Source organism: Geodermatophilus sp. URMC 64 (assembly GCF_053502555.1).
The window spans coordinates 5361591-5378347 of sequence record NZ_CP199955.1; the positions used below are offsets into that span (position 1 = coordinate 5361591).

General features: G+C 74.8%; 16 protein-coding genes, 2 tRNA genes and 1 other RNA gene. 5 read left to right on the forward strand and 14 right to left on the reverse strand.

Features of this window, described 5'->3' with window-relative positions:
- Both ACWIYF_RS26295 and ACWIYF_RS26300 read right to left on the reverse strand, forming a co-directional pair.
- Complete coding sequence (locus ACWIYF_RS26295) at nt 1–1110, reverse strand: ABC transporter permease (RefSeq protein ID WP_448625774.1); 1110 nt, start codon at nt 1108–1110, stop codon at nt 1–3.
- A gap of 165 nt (nt 1111–1275) precedes the next feature.
- On the reverse strand, nt 1276–2922 hold the full coding sequence (locus tag ACWIYF_RS26300) for an ABC transporter substrate-binding protein (protein ID WP_448625775.1): 1647 nt from the start codon (nt 2920–2922) through the stop codon (nt 1276–1278).
- Nucleotides 2923–3138: 216 nt separating this feature from the next.
- Here ACWIYF_RS26300 and ACWIYF_RS26305 point away from each other — a divergent pair, with 216 nt between their 5' ends.
- On the forward strand, nt 3139–3570 hold the full coding sequence (locus ACWIYF_RS26305; protein ID WP_448625776.1) for a PPOX class F420-dependent oxidoreductase: 432 nt from the start codon (nt 3139–3141) through the stop codon (nt 3568–3570).
- Between the two features lie 24 nt (nt 3571–3594).
- On the opposite strand, the gene ACWIYF_RS26310 is transcribed toward ACWIYF_RS26305, so the two are convergent.
- The gene (locus tag ACWIYF_RS26310) at nt 3595–4365 is read right to left on the reverse strand and encodes a VOC family protein (protein WP_448625777.1); all 771 of its coding nucleotides are present in this window, start codon (nt 4363–4365) and stop codon (nt 3595–3597) included.
- 122 nt (nt 4366–4487) lie between these two features.
- A complete protein-coding gene (locus ACWIYF_RS26315) occupies nt 4488–6530 on the reverse strand; it encodes a TPM domain-containing protein (protein ID WP_448625778.1) in 2043 nt (680 codons plus the stop codon).
- A 469-nt stretch (nt 6531–6999) separates the two neighbouring features.
- Between ACWIYF_RS26315 and ACWIYF_RS26320 the strand changes: the two genes are divergently transcribed.
- Nucleotides 7000–7356 (forward strand): Rieske (2Fe-2S) protein, encoded by a 357-nt coding sequence (locus tag ACWIYF_RS26320; RefSeq protein WP_448625779.1) that lies wholly within the window; start codon nt 7000–7002, stop codon nt 7354–7356.
- Between the two features lie 43 nt (nt 7357–7399).
- Here the strand turns inward: ACWIYF_RS26320 and recR are convergent, their stop codons facing one another.
- The 4 genes from recR to ffs all read right to left on the reverse strand — a co-directional run bounded on the left by recR (nt 7400) and on the right by ffs (nt 10882).
- Entirely contained in the window at nt 7400–7999 is a 600-nt protein-coding gene (gene recR, locus ACWIYF_RS26325; protein WP_448625780.1) for a recombination mediator RecR, read from the reverse strand.
- 37 nt (nt 8000–8036) lie between these two features.
- Nucleotides 8037–8375, reverse strand: coding sequence for a YbaB/EbfC family nucleoid-associated protein (locus ACWIYF_RS26330; protein ID WP_448625781.1), 339 nt, complete (start codon nt 8373–8375; stop codon nt 8037–8039).
- Nucleotides 8376–8466: 91 nt separating this feature from the next.
- Nucleotides 8467–10713: a DNA polymerase III subunit gamma and tau gene (locus tag ACWIYF_RS26335; RefSeq protein ID WP_448625782.1), complete on the reverse strand. Its 2247-nt coding sequence runs from the start codon at nt 10711–10713 to the stop codon at nt 8467–8469.
- Between the two features lie 73 nt (nt 10714–10786).
- Nucleotides 10787–10882: signal recognition particle sRNA small type (gene ffs / locus ACWIYF_RS26340), an RNA gene on the reverse strand.
- Between the two features lie 212 nt (nt 10883–11094).
- Between ffs and ACWIYF_RS26345 the strand changes: the two genes are divergently transcribed.
- Complete coding sequence (locus ACWIYF_RS26345; protein WP_448625783.1) at nt 11095–12018, forward strand: DMT family transporter; 924 nt, start codon at nt 11095–11097, stop codon at nt 12016–12018.
- 41 nt (nt 12019–12059) lie between these two features.
- Here ACWIYF_RS26345 and ACWIYF_RS26350 read toward each other — a convergent pair.
- Nucleotides 12060–12144, reverse strand: a tRNA-Ser gene (locus ACWIYF_RS26350).
- 155 nt (nt 12145–12299) lie between these two features.
- On the opposite strand from ACWIYF_RS26350, the gene ACWIYF_RS26355 reads away from it, so the two are divergent.
- Nucleotides 12300–12659, forward strand: coding sequence for a hypothetical protein (locus ACWIYF_RS26355; RefSeq protein WP_448625784.1), 360 nt, complete (start codon nt 12300–12302; stop codon nt 12657–12659).
- Nucleotides 12660–12670: 11 nt separating this feature from the next.
- Nucleotides 12671–14296: a serine/threonine-protein kinase gene (locus ACWIYF_RS26360; RefSeq protein WP_448625785.1), complete on the forward strand. Its 1626-nt coding sequence runs from the start codon at nt 12671–12673 to the stop codon at nt 14294–14296.
- Nucleotides 14297–14344: 48 nt separating this feature from the next.
- Here ACWIYF_RS26360 and ACWIYF_RS26365 read toward each other — a convergent pair.
- The 5 genes from ACWIYF_RS26365 to ACWIYF_RS26385 all read right to left on the reverse strand — a co-directional run bounded on the left by ACWIYF_RS26365 (nt 14345) and on the right by ACWIYF_RS26385 (nt 16719).
- Nucleotides 14345–14432 (reverse strand) — tRNA-Ser (locus ACWIYF_RS26365).
- A 10-nt stretch (nt 14433–14442) separates the two neighbouring features.
- Entirely contained in the window at nt 14443–14901 is a 459-nt protein-coding gene (tadA, locus tag ACWIYF_RS26370) for a tRNA adenosine(34) deaminase TadA (RefSeq protein ID WP_448625786.1), read from the reverse strand.
- Nucleotides 14902–14909: 8 nt separating this feature from the next.
- On the reverse strand, nt 14910–15566 hold the full coding sequence (locus ACWIYF_RS26375; RefSeq protein WP_448625787.1) for an HAD family hydrolase: 657 nt from the start codon (nt 15564–15566) through the stop codon (nt 14910–14912).
- Complete coding sequence (locus ACWIYF_RS26380) at nt 15563–16060, reverse strand: tRNA adenosine deaminase-associated protein (RefSeq protein ID WP_448625788.1); 498 nt, start codon at nt 16058–16060, stop codon at nt 15563–15565. The genes ACWIYF_RS26375 and ACWIYF_RS26380 overlap by 4 nt, the downstream gene beginning before the upstream one ends.
- Nucleotides 16057–16719 (reverse strand): O-methyltransferase, encoded by a 663-nt coding sequence (locus ACWIYF_RS26385; RefSeq protein WP_448625789.1) that lies wholly within the window; start codon nt 16717–16719, stop codon nt 16057–16059. The genes ACWIYF_RS26380 and ACWIYF_RS26385 overlap by 4 nt, the downstream gene beginning before the upstream one ends.
- Between the last annotated feature and the right edge of the window lie 38 nt (nt 16720–16757).

Below are 16757 nucleotides of genomic sequence, written 5' to 3' on the forward strand. Positions count from 1 at the left end.
TCAGTACCTCACCCGTGGGTCGATGAGCGCGGCGATGATGTCGACGACGAAGTTGGTGACCGCGACGATCACCGCCAGCAGGGCGACGATCCCCTGCACCGCGACGAAGTCGCGCGCCTGCAGGTACTGGGAGAGCTGGAAGCCCAGCCCCTTCCACTCGAAGGTGGTCTCGGTGAGCACCGCGCCGACGAGCAGGATCGCCACCTGCAGCCCGATGACGGTGATGATCGGGATCAGCGCCGGCCGGTAGGCGTGCTTGCGCAGCAGCCGGTACTCCCCCACCCCCCGCGAACGCGCCGCCTCGACGTAGCCGGCGCCCAGCGTGCCGATCACGTTGGTGCGCACCAGGCGCAGGAAGATGCCCGCGGTCAGCAGGCCGAGGGCCAGCGCCGGCAGGATCGCGTGCTGCAGCACGTCCTCCACGACCGACGAGTCACCGGTCTTGAAGGCGTCGATCAGGTAGATGCCGGTCGGGTTGTCCAGCGTCTGCAGCTGGATCTCCGCGCCGGTGGAGGCGCGGCCGGCGACGGGCAGCCAGTCCAGCCCGACCGCGAAGATCAGCTTGAACAGCAGGCCGAGGAAGAACACCGGCGTCGCGTAGAAGAAGATCGCGAACACGCGCAGGACCGCGTCGGGGAACCGGTCCCGGAAGTAGGCGGCGACCATGCCCAGCGGGATGCCGACGATCAGCGCCACGATCACGGCGTAGACGGTCAGCTCGAGGGTCGCGGTGCCGAACGTCGTGAGGACGTCGAGGACCGGCCGGCGGTCGCTGATCGTCGTCCCGAAGTCGCCGCGGAGGACCCCGCCGAGGTAGTCGAAGTACTGCACGAGCAGCGGCCGGTCGTAGCCGGCCTCGTGGACGCGCTCGGCCAGCTGGTCGGCCGGCAGCCGGCCACCCAGCGCCGCGGTGATCGGGTCACCGGTGGTGCGCATCAGGAAGAACACGGTCGTCACGAGGATGAAGATCGTGGGGAAGATCAGGAGGAACCGCACGAGGACGTAGCGGCCCAGGCCGCCACCGGATCTCCTGCGGCGACGGGCGGCCGGCGCGCCGGCGCCGTCGTCCTGCGCTGACCCCTCGGTCAGCTCGGTGGTGGTCGTGGACATGGCTCCCAGCCGTTCGGCGCCGACCCCTCGGTCGGCGGCCTGTGTCGTGTTCAGCCGGTGCTGCGGCACGGAAAGGATGCGCCCCGGGGGGCGCCACACGCACCGGGCCCCGGGCAACTCGCGCGAGGCGAGCCACCCGGGGCCCGGCTACCGGTCCGCCGGCGGTCAGCTGGTGCGGGACAGCACCCCGTACCGGAACTTGAAGGACGGGTCGAGCGTGTCCTGCGCCCCGTCGATGTCCGTGCCGGTGACCGCCACCTGGGCGCCCTGCAGGTAGGGCACCGTGGACAGGTCGGCCGCCTCGAGCTCCTGGATCTGCTCGATGAGCGCGGTGCGCTGGTCGGGGTCGGCCGTGGTGGCCTGCTGCAGGATCAGGTCGTTGATCTGCTGGTTGCTGTAGTGGTTGCCGAGGAAGTTCTCCGTCAGGAAGAACGGCGTGAGGTAGGTGTCGGCGTCGGAGTAGTCCGGGAACCAGCCGAGCTGGTAGGCCGGGTACACGTCCGCCGTCCGGTCCTCGGAGTACTGCACCCACTCGGTGGACTGCAGGTTCACCTCGAACAGGCCGGTGGCCTCCAGCTGGTCCTTGATGAGGGCGTACTCGTCACCCGACGACGGGCCGTAGTGGTCGGGGTTCCACTGCAGGCTCAGCTGGACCGGGGTGGTGACCCCCGCGTCCTGCAGCACCTGCGCCGCCTTGTCCGGGTCGGGGCCGCCGTTGCCGTCGCCGTACATGTCCTTGAGCGGCGTGGTGGCGCCGGTCAGGCCCTCGGCCACGAAGGAGTACAGCGGGGTGTAGGTGCCCTTGTAGACCTGGTCGGCGAGCTCCTCGCGGTCGAGCAGGTGCGCCACGGCCTGACGGACGGCGAGCGCCTTGGCCGGATCGGCCTCGGGGGTCGTCGCGCCGTAGGGCATCGTGTTGAAGTTGAAGACGATGTAGCGGATCTCGCCGCCGGGGCCGTCGACGACCTTCACGTTGTCGTTGCCGCGCAGGTCCTCGATGTCGGTCGCGGTCAGGCTGCGGAAGGCGACGTCGATGTTGCCCTCCTGGACGTCGAGCTTGAGGTTCGACGCGTCCGAGTAGTACTTGACGTTGATCTTGTCCGTCTTCGGCGTGCCGAGCGCCCCCTGGTAGTCCGGGTTCGCCTCGTACGACACCAGGTTGTTCTGGTCGTAGTTGGTGATCGTGTAGGGGCCGGCGAAGGCGTTGGCGTCCACGATGTCCGTGTCCGGCGTCAGGGCCTCGGGGTCGAAGACCTCCTCGTCGATGATCGGGCCGACGTTGCTGGACAGGATCTGCGGGAAGATCTGGTCATTCGGGTTCTTCAGGTGGAACACGACCGTGGTGTCGTCCGGCGCGTCGACGCTGGCCAGGTTGTACAGCAGCGAGGCGGGGCCGTTCGGGTCGTTGATGGCGACCATGCGGTCGAAGCCGAACTTCACGTCCGAGGACGTCAGGTCGTGGCCGTTGGCGAAGGTCAACCCCGACTTCAGCGTCACCGTGTAGTCGGTGGGGGACGTGAACTCGGCCGACTCGGCGATGTCCGGCGCGACGTCGGGGTTGCCGGGCGTCGTGTTGAGCAGGAACGGGTAGACCTGGTTCATCACCGTGAAGGACCCGTTGTCGTACGAACCGGCGGGGTCCAGCGTGACGATCTTGTCGGTGGTGCCGATGGTGAGCGTGCCGCCACCGCCGCCGCCCGAACCGCCGTCGTCGTCGCTGCCGCCGCCGCACGCGGTCAGCGCCAGGGCCGTGACCGCGATGCCGGACGTGGCGGCCAGCAGGCGCCGGCCACCCCTCGAAACGGATCTCATCCGCTACCTCGTCTTCATGGGAGCGGACGCCGGGCGCGGAGGGCGCCCCACAGCGGCCGCCCGTGGCTATGGAGGGTTCATGCCTAGCACAGAGCATTTCCCGTGCAGCAGGCCTGGCGAGCTGCTGTTATCCGGTCGTGACCGGCGCCGGCCGGACGGCTTGCAGCGACAGGCTCACCTCGAGACGACGGAGGCGTCCTCGGGCAGGCTGTCGGCATGGCCGCCCCGGATCCCCGCCTGCTCGCCGTCCTCGCCGACCGCCGCTGGGGGGTGCTGGCGACCGTCAAGCGCGACGGGCGCCCGCAGCTGTCCACCGTCGGCTACGCCTACGACACCGAGGCGGACGTGGTCCGCATCTCCGTGACCGACGACCGGGTCAAGACCCGCAACCTCCGGCGCGACCCGCGGGCCACCCTGCACGTGACCGGCGAGAGTCTCTGGACCTGGGTGGCGGTCGAGGGCACCGCCGAACTCACGCCGGTCGCCGCCGATCCGCACGACGCCACGGTCGAAGAGCTGATCACCTACTACCGGGGCACCGCCGGCGAGCACCCGGACTGGGACGAGTACCGCGCCGCGATGGTCACCGACCGGCGGCTCGTCGTCCGGCTCCGCCCGGAGCACGCCTACGGCCAGCTCGGCGGGTAGCCGAGCCGGCCGCGTGCGGCGCGATCAGGTGGACGGCGCCTGCATCACCTCGAACGGCGCGCCCCAGGGGTCCTCGACGACGGCGAAGCGCCCGAACGGCGTGTCCGTCGCCGGCATCGTGACCTTGCCGCCGGCCGCCTCCACCGCCGCGACGGCGTCATCGGTCGACGCCACGGAGAAGCAGACCAGCCAGCCCGTCGGCGAGCCGGGCTGCGCGCCGCCGAGCCCGCCCAGCGGGTAGTCCGCCGCCCGGTCGCCGGTCTTGAAGGTCGTGTAGCCGCCGGCGCCGGGGACCTCGTCGTAGGTGTAGCCGAACACCGCCGCGTAGAAGGCCCGGGCGGCGTCCGGATCGGCGAGCGCGGCCTCGTTCCAGGTCACCGACCCCGGCTCGTTGTAGCGCTGGAAGCCGGTGTGCTCGCCGGCCTGCCACAGGCCGAACGCCGTGCCGGTCGGATCGACGGCGATGACCATGCGCCCGAACGGCGCGACGTCCATCGGCGGGACGACGACGGTGCCGCCGGCCTCGGTGATGCGGGCGGCGGTGGCCTCGGCGTCGTCGGTGGCGAAGTACGTCGTCCAGGCGACCGGGTCCGACTCGTTCATGCGGGGGCCGAGGCCGGCGACCAGGAGTCCGTCGCGGGCGGCGTTGAGGTAGCCGCCGTACTCCTCGCCGCCGCCGCTGAACTCCCAGCCGAGCAGGTCGCCGTAGAACGCGCGGGCGGCCGCGATGTCGGGGGCGCCGTAGTCGACCCAGCAGGGCGTGCCGGGCGGCCAGGCGGTGTCACGGGTGGGCATGTCTCCTCCTTGGGACGGGGAGACGCACCCTCCTCCGCGGGACCGACAGTTTTCGCCCCGGTCCGGCCCCGCTGCAGGGTCCCGCCGCGAGCTTGCGAGCGGTGGGGGGCAGCGGGGCCCTTCTAGAAGTCCCCGCCCCCGCCACCGAAGTCGCCGCCGCCCCCGAAGTCGCCCCCGCCGCCGAAGTCACCGCCGCCGCCGGCGAAGCCGCCGCCGACGTCGTTGTCGTGGTCGCCGAACAGCAACCCGCCGAGCACGAGACCGCCCAGGCCCCAGCCCAGGCCGCTGCCCATCCCGCCCCGACGGCCGTACCCGCCGCCCCAGCCGCCGCCGTAGCCGGGGGCGCCGTAGCCGCCGCCCCAGCCGTAGCCGGTGCGCTGCGACCACTGGGCGACGTCCTCCTGGGCCACGTCGAGGGCGTAGCGGGCGAGCTGGTCGGCGTGCTGCGCCTCGCGCAGCGCCCGGACCGGGTCGTCGTAGGCCTGCCGCGCGGCCGCCTCGAGGTGCCGCTCTGCCTCGGCCAGCCGGGTCCGGGCCTCGCTGCCCACCGCGCCGCGGCGGGTGCTGATGAAGTCACCGGCCGCCGCGACCGCCGAGCGGGCGGTCAGCAGCGCCTGCTCCAGCGCCTCGGTGGCCCGCCGGCGGTTGGTCTCGGCGTCACGGGCGCTCACCAGCGCCTGCTCGAGTGCGGCGTCGGCCTCCTCGATGCGGCGCAGCGCGGCCAGCGGGTCGGGCTTGCCGCCGTCGGCCGGGCGCAGCGCGGCCTCCGCCGACCTCAGCTCGGCCTGCGCGCGGGCGACGTGCGGCTGCAGGTTGTCCCGGTCGCCGCGCTCCATCAGCGCGCGGGCCTCGGCCAGGTCGGCCTCGGTCTCGGCGCGCGCGGCGGCGAGCCGGTGCTCGGCGGCGGCCAGGTCGTCGGCCAGCCGGTCGATCGCGTCGAGCAGGGTGGTGCTCTGCGTGACGGCGTCCTCGGCCGGGCGCAGCCGCCCCACGGCCTGCCCCGTCTCGCCGGCGTCGTGGGCCTGGCGGGCCTGCCCGAGCAGCTCCGCGGCGGCGGCCAGCCGCGCCCCCGCCTCCTCGACGTTCACCGCGACCGGGGCGAGCGCGGCCGGGGCGTACCGGTCGGCCAGGGCGGCCAGCCGGCGCTGCTGCTCCGGCAGCCGCGCCCGCAGGGCCTCGATGCGCCCGCCCAGCTGCTCGATCGCCTGCGGTGCCGCGGCCTCCTGCGCGCGCAGGGCGTCCAGCGCCGCCGACTGCTCCTGCAGGCGTGCGCTCGCGGCGTCGGTGAGCGAGAGCAGCTCGGTGAGCATGCGCCGCTGCGTCGGCTCGTCCTCGGGGATCTCGTCGTCGAGCTCCTGCCGGATGGTGAAGGCCCGCGCCAGCTCGCCGCGGGTCCGCTCCAGCGCCTCGTCGGCACCCGGCACGGCGTCGGCGCCGAAGTGCGTCCGCGCGAAGTCCACGTTCACCTGAGCGGTGCGGACCCGCTCGTCGAGGTCGAGCAGCGCCTCGCTGGCGCGGCCGTTGAGCTCTGCCGTCGGGGTCCCGGCGTGCGGGTCCGGCTCGGCGCGGCGGGCTGACCCGGCCGGGAGCTCCTTCTGCTGCCGCCGCCGGCGGGACCGGAAGAACAGGTAGCCGCCGCCGGCGAGCAGTGCGACGACGAGCAGCAGGCCGAGGACGGCGCCTCCGCCACCCCCGGAGGACTCGGACGACGACGCCGAAGGCCCCCCGAGGGCCTCGGCGGCGGTGGCCACCAGCCCGTCGTAGTTGCCGTCGTCGAGCTGCGACCCGATCGCTCCCGCCGCCTGGTTGAGCTCGGCCTGGGCCTCCTGCGTGCCGGCGTAGAAGCCACCGGAGGACTCGTCGGTCGCGACGGCCAGTACCACCTGGTTGCCGGAGAGCCCGGAGGCCTCGAAGGTCTCCCGCGCCCACTGCTGACCGCTGGCGCCGTCGAAGTCGTCGACGTAGACCACGTACATCTGGGTGCCGGTGTCGGACCGCAGCTGGTCGAGCGTCCCCTCGACGTCGGCCTCCTCGCCGGAGGACAGCACGTCGGCCGTGTCGGTGACCGGCTCGGACACGGCGGTCGGGGGGTCGGCGAGCGCCGGGACGGACCCGGCGAGCAGGACGGCGGCGAGGACGCCGAGGACGATCGTCAGGCGACGCACGGTGCAGACCTCCAGTTGGATGGGGCGCCCCAGAGGACGTCCCGGACCTCATCCACGCGCGGGAGCGCTGCGTGGTTCCCGCGCCGGCCGGGTCAGAACCGACCGCCGCCACCGTGCCGGCGCCCGCCGCTCCGGCTGACCGAGCGGCGGGTGCCGGACGAGCGGCTGGAGGACCGGTATCCACGAGCGGAGCCGCCGAATCCGCGACGCCCGCCACTGCTCCAGCCGCCGGAGCTCCAGCCGCTGCCGCGGTAGAGGTCGCCCTCGGCCTGCTGCCGCGCCGTCGCGGCCAGCGCGGCCGCCCCGCAGCAGCCCCGCGAGCAGTCCGAGGACGACGAGCGGCCGGCGCACGGCGGGCACCTCCAGCGCGGTCGGGATCGGGCGAGCCCGGACCCTAGTGGCGGCGGGGGTCGGATGGGGGCGTCCTGGGTAGGGCGCGCACCCGACGTCCTCGAGCGAGGAGGCACCCGTGACCGAGCCCGACCGGATCCCCGCCGCCGACCTGCCGCCCGGAGCGGTCCGCCGCGCCGGCGAGTGGGCGGTCGGCAACGCCGGCGGGTCGTACTTCGCGGTCTCCCGCCGCTGCCGGCACCAGCTCGCCGACCTGGCCGAGGGCAGCATCGATGCCGAGGGCTGCCTGGTCTGCCCGTGGCACCAGAGCCGCTACGACGTCCGCACCGGGGAGATGGTCGAGGGGCCGAAGGGCTTCCTCGGCTACCACGGGCCGACGCCGGGCTACACGCAGCTGGCGCGCGCCTACGGCCGCTGGCTGCGGCTGCGCGTCCGCCGCGCCGTGCGCCGCGGCGACGACGTCGTCGTGGAATGACCGGAGGAGATCCGTGCGGGTGACGCGCACGGATCTCCTCCGGTCAGGCGTCGATGCGGCGGCGGCCCTCGAAGGCCCGGCCGAGGGTGACCTCGTCGGCGTACTCGAGGTCACCGCCGACCGGCAGGCCGCTGGCCAGCCGGGAGACCGCCAGCCCCATCGGGGCGACGAGCCGGGCGAGGTAGGCCGCGGTGGCCTCGCCCTCGAGGTTGGGGTCCGTGGCGATGATCAGCTCGGTGACCTGGCCGTTCATCAGCCGGGTCATGAGCTCCTTGACCCGCAGGTCGTCGGGGCCGACGCCCTCGATCGGGCTGATCGCGCCGCCGAGCACGTGGTAGCGGCCGCGGAACTCGCGGGTGCGCTCGATCGCGACGACGTCCTTGGGCTCCTCGACGACGCAGATGACGTCGTCGGAGCGGCGCGGGTCGCGGCAGATCCGGCACTGCTCGCCCTCGGCGACGTTGTAGCAGGTCACGCAGAAGCGGACCTCCGCCTGCACGCGCTGCAGCGCGGCGACCAGCCGGCCGACGTCGGCGCTCTCGGCGGCGAGCAGGTGGAAGGCGATGCGCTGGGCGCTCTTGGGCCCGACGCCGGGCAGCCGGCCGAGCTCGTCGATGAGGTCCTGGACGGCGCCCTCGTACACGGTGGGATTCCTCGGGTTCGGTCGTGCGGGGAAAGGCTCAGAAGCCGGGCAGGCCCAGCCCGCCACCACCGAGACCGCCGGCCAGCGGGCCCATGCGGCTGGCGGCCAGCTCGTCGGCGGCGCGCTTGGCGTCCCGCACGGCGGCGACGACGAGGTCCTGCAGCGTCTCGACGTCGTCCGGGTCCACGGCGGCCGGCGCGATGGTCAGCGCGGTCAGCTCGCCGCTGCCGGTCATGGTCGCGGTGACCAAGTTGCCCCCGGCCGAGCCGGTGACCTCGGTGCGCGCGAGCTCCTCCTGCGCGGCCACCAGCTGCTGCTGCATCTGCTGGGCCTGCTGGAGCAACTGCGCCATGTCGGGCTGGCCTCCGGGGAACATGCACCGAGCGTAGGCCGCGGCAGCGACAGCGGCGTGACACGCGGACCTGCTCGGAGTGCCACGGCGCGGAAAACGCGCCCGGGCGCTCCGCTCAGCTGTCGACGGGGCGGGCGCCGAGCTGGGCGCGCAGCAGCGCCAGCGCGGCCTGCTCCGGATCGACCGCCGGGGTGTCGTCGACCGGCACGCCGGCGGCCTCCGCGGCGCGCTGGGCCACCAGCTCGCGCTCCTCGCGCTCCTCCGCGACGCGGGCGGCCTCGCGGGCCACCTCGGGCGAGACCTTGGCACCGGCCGGGGCGCCGGCCCCCTCGACGACCGCTTCGACCTTCCAGCGGACGCCGAGCAGCTCGTTGAGCGCCTCGCGCAGCACGTCCTTGTTGAGGTCGTCCCCGATCCGGCGGGCCAGCGCCGGCGACCCCGTCGACAGGGTGAGCACGCCGTTCCTGAGCTCGTGCACCTGCGCGTTCTTCAGCAGCGCCTCGGTGGTGCGCTTGTGCCGCTTGACCACCGACAGCAGCTCCGGCCAGATCCGGCGGACGTCGCTGGTGGTCAGGTCGCCGCCCGAGGCAGGCTCGGGCGGGTTCGCCGAGACGACCGGCGTGGGCTCGCCACCGCGGGGGGCGGGCGCCGACTCGGCCGCGGCACGCGGCGGGGCGGCCGGGGCGGCGGGTGCCTCGGTGCGGGCGGCCGCGGCCTGGGCGGCGGCTGGGCGGGCCGGGTGCGGCCAGTCCTCGTCGTCCGTCGGCTCCGGCGGCAGCGGGATGTCCGGCTCGCCGGTCGCGACCCGCGGTCCGGACGGCGCGGCGGCCGGCGGCTGGTCGGCGGGTGCCGGCGGCGCGGCGGGGCCCGGGGCCGGCCGGGACGCGCCACCGGAGCCGGGCGGCACGGTCTCGGGCCAGTCGTCGTCCGCGACCGGGGCGGCGGCCGGCGGGGTGGCGACCGGTGCGGACGGCGGAGCGGCCGCCTGCTGCGACTTGCGCACGAACTCGCGGCGCGGGGCGGCCGGGGCCTCCGTCCGTTGCTCAGCGGCCGGTGCCGCGGGCACGGCCGGTGCCGCGGGCACGGCCGGTGCCGCGGGCGCGGCCGGTGCCGCGGGCACGGCCGGTGCCGCGGGCGCGGCCGGTGCGCGGTGCACCGGCGCGTCGAACTCCTCCACGGGCCGTCCGGCGTGCTCGCCGGCGATCGACATCCGCCGCTCGAGGCGCTCCAGGCGCTGCAGGGTGGCCGCCGCCGAGCCGTCGGTGGCGGGCAGCAGCATGCGGGCGCAGACCAGCTCGAGCAGCAGCCGGGGCGCCGTCGTCCCCCGCATCTCGGTCAGGCCCTCGTGCACGGTGTCGGCCATCCGCGACAGGGTGGCCGAGCCGAGGGCCTGCGCCTGCGAGCTCATCAGGTCCAGCCGGTCCGGCGGGCAGTCGAGCAGGCCGTTGCCACCGGCGTCCGGCACGGCGTCGAGCACGATCAGGTCGCGCAGCCGGTCGAGCAGGTCGGTGGCGAAGCGGCGCGGGTCGTGGCCGGCCTCGACGACGCGGTCGACGGCGCGGAACACCGCCGGGGCGTCCCGCGCGGCGAGCGCGTCGATCGTCTCGTCGAGCAGCGCGTCGTCGGTGACGCCCAGCAGGCCGACCGCCGTCCGGTAGGTGACGCCCTCGGGGCCGGCGCCGGCGAGCAGCTGGTCGAGGATCGACAGCGAGTCGCGGACCGAGCCACCGCCGGCGCGCACGACGAGCGGGAACACCGTCGGCTCCACCTGCACGCCCTCGGCGGCGCAGGTCTTCTCCAGCAGGCCGCGCAGCGTGGTCGGCGGGACCAGCCGGAACGGGTAGTGGTGGGTGCGCGACCGGATGGTGGGCAGCACCTTGTCCGGCTCGGTGGTCGCGAAGACGAAGACCAGGAACTCCGGCGGCTCCTCGACCACCTTGAGCAGGGCGTTGAAGCCCTGCGTGGTGACCATGTGCGCCTCGTCGACGATGTAGACCTTGAAGCGGCTGTGCACCGGCGCGAAGAAGGCGCGTTCCCGCAGGTCGCGGGCGTCGTCGACGCCACCGTGGCTGGCCGCGTCGATCTCGATGACGTCGATCGAGCCGGGGCCGTCGGGCGCCAGCGAGACGCAGGACGTGCAGACGCCGCACGGCGTCGACGTCGGGCCCTGCTCGCAGTTCAGCGACCGGGCGAGGATCCGTGCCGACGACGTCTTCCCGCAGCCGCGCGGGCCGCTGAACAGGTAGGCGTGGTTGATCCGGCCGGCGTCGACCGCGTTGACCAGCGGCGTGGTGACGTGCTCCTGCCCGACCACCTCGGCGAAGGTCGCCGGGCGGTACTTGCGGTAGAGCGCCAGAGCCACGCAGGCAGGTTACGTGCCGGAGGTGACGAAGCCGCGGACCCGAGCCAGCGGGTGTGCGCGATCACCCGGGAAAAGAAGGGACCCCCCGCGCACCCGCCAGAGCCCGCTTATCCTTGCTGCCTTCCGGCCCTGGGGAGGTTCACAGGGTGACGCCACACGAGGGGTCTGCACCCACTGTACGGGAAAGCGCTCGGGGGACCGACGACCCGCCCGCTACCCTCGGCGCCATGCCGCCCCGCCGCGCACTCGTCCTGCCCCCTCCGCGCTCCTGACCGGAGCGCCGCGGGGCTGACCGCTCCCCCGCCCGGGCCCTGATGGCCCGGGCGTCCTGCTGCGCGCTCCGGACCGAGCCCCTCACCCGGATCTCGCCCCAGGAGCGTCATGACCCCCTCGTCCCCCGCGTCTCGTCGCGGGTTCCTGCTCGTCGTCCTCGCCGCCCTCTGCTGGGGGACGTCGGGCATCAGCGGCCGGCTCGTCGCCGACCGCACCGACCTCTCCCCGCTCGACATCGCCTGGTACCGCCTCGCCGTCGGCGCGGTGGTGCTGCTGGCCGGCTGGGCGCTGACCGCCCGCCGGCGGACCGGCGCCGTGCCGGTGACCCGGCCGGTCGCCGTCCGCCTGGTCCTGGTCGGCGCCGGCCTGGCCGCCTACCAGCTCGCCTACTTCAGCGCGGTGGCCCGCGCCGGGGTGAGCATCGCCACCCTGGTCGCCCTCGGGCTGGCGCCGCTGCTCATCGCCGTCGGGGCGGCGCTGCTCGGGCACGGCCGGCCCAGCCGGACGACGCTGGCCGCGCTGGCCCTCGCGCTGGTCGGCCTGGTCCTGCTCGTGGGCGTCTCGGCCGGCGCCGACACCGGGACGGCGGTGCTGCTCGGGGCACTGCTGGCCACCGGCTCGGCGCTCGGCTACGCCGTCGTCACCCTGGCCTCGGCCGGCGTGCCGGCGGGGGTTCCGGTGACGCTCGCCGGCTTCGCGGGCGGGGCGGTGCTGCTCACCCCCGTCGTGCTGGCCGCCGGCGTGCGCTTCCCGGCCGATCCGGTGGCGATCGCCGTCCTGCTCTACCTGGGGCTGGTGCCGAGCGCGCTGGCGTACGGGCTGTTCTTCACCGGCGTGCGGACGGTGCCGGGCGCGGTCGCCTCGATCGTCACGCTGCTCGAACCGCTGACGGCGACGGTGCTGGCCACCGCGTTCCTCGGCGAGCGGCTGGCGCCGGGCGCCGTCGTCGGCGGGCTGCTCCTGCTCGCCGCGGTCGCGGGCCTGTACCTGCGCGAGCTGGGCCGGGCGCCGGAGCTGGAATCCGCGATGTGAACGCGACAGGCCCCCGGCGTGACGCCGGGGGCCTGGTCCTGCGGAGGATGGGAGATTCGAACTCCCGAGGGGTTGCCCCCAACCCGCTTTCCAAGCGAGCGCCATAGGCCACTAGGCGAATCCTCCAGTGGCGCCGATGGTACCGGGCGGCCCCGGACCGGTCAGCCGCGACACCGCCGCGCCGCCCTCCGGGGCCCGCGTGCGGCATCCTGCCCCCGGGTGGTTGGGTAACCGATCACCGGGGAAGGCCACGGGGGGAGTTCGGCGGAGGAGGGCGTGTCGTGAGCGAGTTGGGCAGCGAACGGGACGACGTGCGACCCGAGGTCGTCGACGCGATCCTCGGCGTCCTCAAGGGCGGCGATGCCGAGGCGCTGCCGCCGTCGGCGACCCGCGCCGAGAAGGCCGCCGCGCAGGACCGCTACCTCTCGGAGTTCGCCGCCGAGCGCAGCAAGCGCGACCGGCAGACCCACGCCTGGGAGCTGCTGCTCACCCGCAGCTACGACGAGCCCCCGACCTGGCAGCGGCTCTTCGACGACCTCGCCCCCGAGGCGGTCGAGGAACTCGGAACGCTCTACGACGCCCTGCCCGCCGGCGCCCAGGAGGAGTACGCGCGGCGCTTCGGGGTCCCGTCCGCCGTCTGACGGCGGCGCCGATGACCACACCCCTCACCCGGCCGGGACGGCTCGTCGCCGGTCGCTACCGGCTCGTGTCGCAGATCGGTGGGGGCGGCATGGGCACGGTCTGGATGGCGCAGGACGAGCTGCTCGGCCGCCGGGTCGCGGTCAAGCAGGTGCTCCCGCGGCCCGGCGCCGACCCGCACGAGGCCGAGCAGCAGCGGCAGCGGGCGCTGCGGGAGGGCCGGATCGCCGCCCGGCTCAGCCATCCGCACGCCATCTCGGTCTTCGACGTCGCCCTCGACGGCGGGCTGCCGTGGCTGGTGATGGAGTACCTCCCCTCCCGCAGCCTGGCGACGGTGCTGGGTGAGGACGGTCTGCTGCGGGTGGACCAGGTGGCGCAGATCGGCGCCCAGGTCGCCGATGCGCTGGCGGCCACCCACGCGGCGGGCATCGTGCACCGCGACGTCAAGCCGGCGAACATCCTGATCGGCGAAGGCGCACGGGTCGAGGGCCTGGTCAAGATCACCGACTTCGGCATCTCGCACGCCAGCGGCGACGTCAGCCTGACCCAGACCGGGCAGATCACCGGCACGCCGGCCTTCCTCGCGCCCGAGGTAGCCCAGGGCCAGGAGCCGGCACCGCCCAGCGACGTGTTCTCGCTGGCCGCGACGCTCTACACCTGCCTGGAGGGGCAGCCCCCGTTCGGCCTGAGCGACAACTCGCTGCAGCAGCTGCACCGCGTGGCCGGCGGGGAGATCATCCCGCCCCAGCGGTGCGGGGCGCTGACCGCGCCGCTGCTGCGGATGCTCGCGGCCGACCCGGCGGCGCGGCCGTCGATGACCGAGGTCCGCGACCAGCTCGCCTCGCTGGCCGCCCACGACGGCGACACGACGACGGTGCTCATGGCGCGGACGAACCTGCGCTCGTCCGCCCCGGGCCGGCAGCGGACGGCGACCTTTCCGCCCCCGGCCCCGACGCCCGCCCCGGCCCCGGCTCCGTCCTCGCCCACGCCGCCGCCTCCCCCGCCGCGCCGGCCCGTGGTCGTCGACGCCCCCGCCCGCCCCTCCCGCCCCTCCCGCCCCGCCGGCGAGCGCCGGCGCGGGGCACCGTGGCTGTGGGTGGCGGCCGGCGCACTGGTGACCGCCGCACTGATCCTCGGCGGGGTGCTGCTGGCCACAGCGGGCCGCGACGACGGGGACACGAACGCCGGTGCCGGGACGACGACGCCCGCCGCCGCGCCGACGTCGTCCGCCGCCGTGGAGCCGACCACCCAGTCCCCGGCACCGGCCACCACCACGACGGCGGAGCCGCCACCGACGACGACCGCCTCCAGCGCGCCGGCGGCGGACGTCGACGCCGGCGACGTCCGCGACTTCCTGCGCGACTACCACCAGCTGGTGACCGACGACCCGGAGGAGGCCTGGCAGCTCACCGGGCCGACGCTGCGCAGCAGCATCAGCGAGCAGGGCTACGTGAACTTCTGGTCGCAGTTCAGCGACGTCAGGCTCTCCGGCGTGCAGGCGGAGGACGGCTCGCTCACCGCCACCGGCCAGCTGGAGTTCCGCACCCGGGACGGCTCCCGCGAACGCGAGGAGCACCGGTTCACCCTGGTCGTCGACGAGGACGGCGACCTGCTGCTGGACAGCGACGTCGCGATCTGAGGAAGCGAGAACGGCGGCGCCCGGCGGGCGCCGCCGTTCCCGGCTGGCTGGCGGTGGCGGTGGGATTTGAACCCACGGAGGCTTGCACCTCACACGCTTTCGAGGCGTGCTCCTTCGGCCGCTCGGACACGCCACCGCCGAAGAGGTTACAGGGCCCGCTTCGCGCGGAAGAACGCGCGTAGGAGCGCGGCGGACTCCTCGGCGCGGATCCCGGCCGTGACCTCGGGCCGGTGGTTGAGCCGGCGGTCGCGGACGACGTCCCACAGCGAGCCGACCGCGCCCGCCTTCGGGTCGTCGGCGCCGTAGACCACCCGGCTGACCCGCGCGAGGACGCTCGCACCGGCGCACATGGTGCAGGGCTCGAGCGTGACGACGAGCGTCGCGCCGGTCAGCCGCCACCCGTCCCCGTGCCGCCGGGCGGCCTCCCGCAGGGCCAGCACCTCGGCGTGCGCGGTGGGGTCGCCGCGCTTCTCCCGCTCGTTGGCGGCCTCGGCCAGGACCGTCCCGTCGGGCCCGAGGACGACGGCACCGATCGGCGTGTCGCCCCACTCCTGGGCCTGCGCGGCGAGCTCCAGCGCCCGCCCCATGGCGGTCTCGACGTCCACGGGTGTCCTCAGCGGGGGGCGCCGTCCAGGCGGAAACCGACCAGCTCCGACAGCTCGGCGAGCGCCAGGGCGGGCTCGACGACCTTGATCGTGCGGAAGCCCAGCTCGCGGGCCGGCTTGAGGTTGATGCCGAGGTCGTCGAGGTAGGCGCAGTCGGCGGCGGCGATCGGGCGGCCCACGGCGTCGGAGAGGCGGGCCAGCGCGCGCCGGTAGATCTCCGGCTCCGGCTTGCGCACGCCCTCCACCGACGACTCGACGATCGCGTCGAAGAGCCCGAGCAGCGCGCCGAGCTCGCCGGTCCGCTCCATCGGCGCGACGTTGTTCGACAACAGGCCCAGCGGCAGCCCGGCGTCCCTGAGCCGGCGGACGGCGGCCACCATCTCCGGGCGCAGCTCGCCCCGCAGCGCCTCCAGCACCCGGGCGGCATCGACGTAGTGCCCCGCGGCCAGGGCCTCCGCCTCGAACGCCGCGCTGAACCCCGCCACGTCGAGCTCGTTGCGCTCGTACCGCGCCCACGCGTTGGTGTCCGGATTGGTGCTGTTGAGCCGGCGGATCAGGCCCTCGGGCAGGCCGGCCTCCCGCTCGTAGGCGGTGAACGCGTGCAGCGGGCTCTCGGTGATCACGCCGCCCAGGTCGAAGATCACCGCGCCGACCAGCGCGCTCACGGGGCGACCACCGCCCGCAGCTGGTCGGCGAAGCCGAGCCGGGCCGCGATCCGGGCGACCATCTCGTCGGCCCACAGGTCGTCGGCGGTCACGATCGGCCGCAGCTCCTCGGCGGGCAGGCCGTCGTCGGCGAACACGTCCAGGTCACCTCCGGGCCAGCCGGACTCGTCGTCGTCGAAGGCGCCGTCGGTGTCGACGGCGATCCCGTAGCGCTCGACGACCTCCGCGGCCAGCACCCACTCCTGCATGGTCGCGTCGGAGATCAGCGCCCGCACCATGCCGCCCGGGCCGTGCCGGAGGACGACGAAGTACAGCCGCGAGTCGACGACGACGACGAAGGGCCCCGGCCAGTCGGCGCCGGGCTCGCCGAGGGCGCGCTCCAGGACGGGGAGCTCGTCGGCGGCGTCGGCGGCCAGCAGCTCGACCGCCCAGCGCGTGCCGGAGCGGCTGACCCGCACGGCGTAGCTCGGCCGCGGGGCGGCGCCGTCGCTCATCGCTTGCGCAGCAGGGTCAGGCCGTCGGAGACCGGCAGCAGCACGGTCTCCCAGCGCGGGTCGGCGGCCAGCGCGGCGTTCAGCTCGACGAGGGCGTGGTCGTCGGCGTTCTCGGGGGCGAGCACCCGCCCGTTGCGCAGCGTGTTGTCCAGCAGCACCAGCCCGTTGTCCACAAGCCGCCCGTGCAGCTGGTCGACGTAGTCGGCGTAGCCGGTCTTGTCGGCGTCGACGAAGGCCAGGTCGAACACCGGCTCGGCGGGCAGGCCGCGCAGGGTCTCGTGCGCGTCGCCCAGCCGCAGCTCGATCCGGTCGGCGACGCCGGCGCGCTCCCAGTACCGGCGGGCGATCGCCGTCCACTCCCCGTTCCGGTCCAGGCAGACCAGCCGGCCGTCTTCCGGCAGGCCGCGGGCGACGCACAGGGCCGAGAAGCCCGTGAACGTCCCGATCTCGATCGCCCGCCGCACCCCGAGGGCGCGGGTGAGCAACTGCATGAACGCGCCCTGCTCCGGCGGGATCTGGAAGGTCGGCGGCACCTCGCCTCGCTCGGCCAGCCGGGCGGTCTCGGCGATCAGGTCCACCACAACCTCGTCGGGCGGCTCGCAGCCGGCCCGGACGTAGTCGCCGAGCTGCGGGGTGAGGAGGAACGACCGCGGCGTCATGGCGCGTGGGGAGGGAGGAACGCGTGGGCCATAGTGTC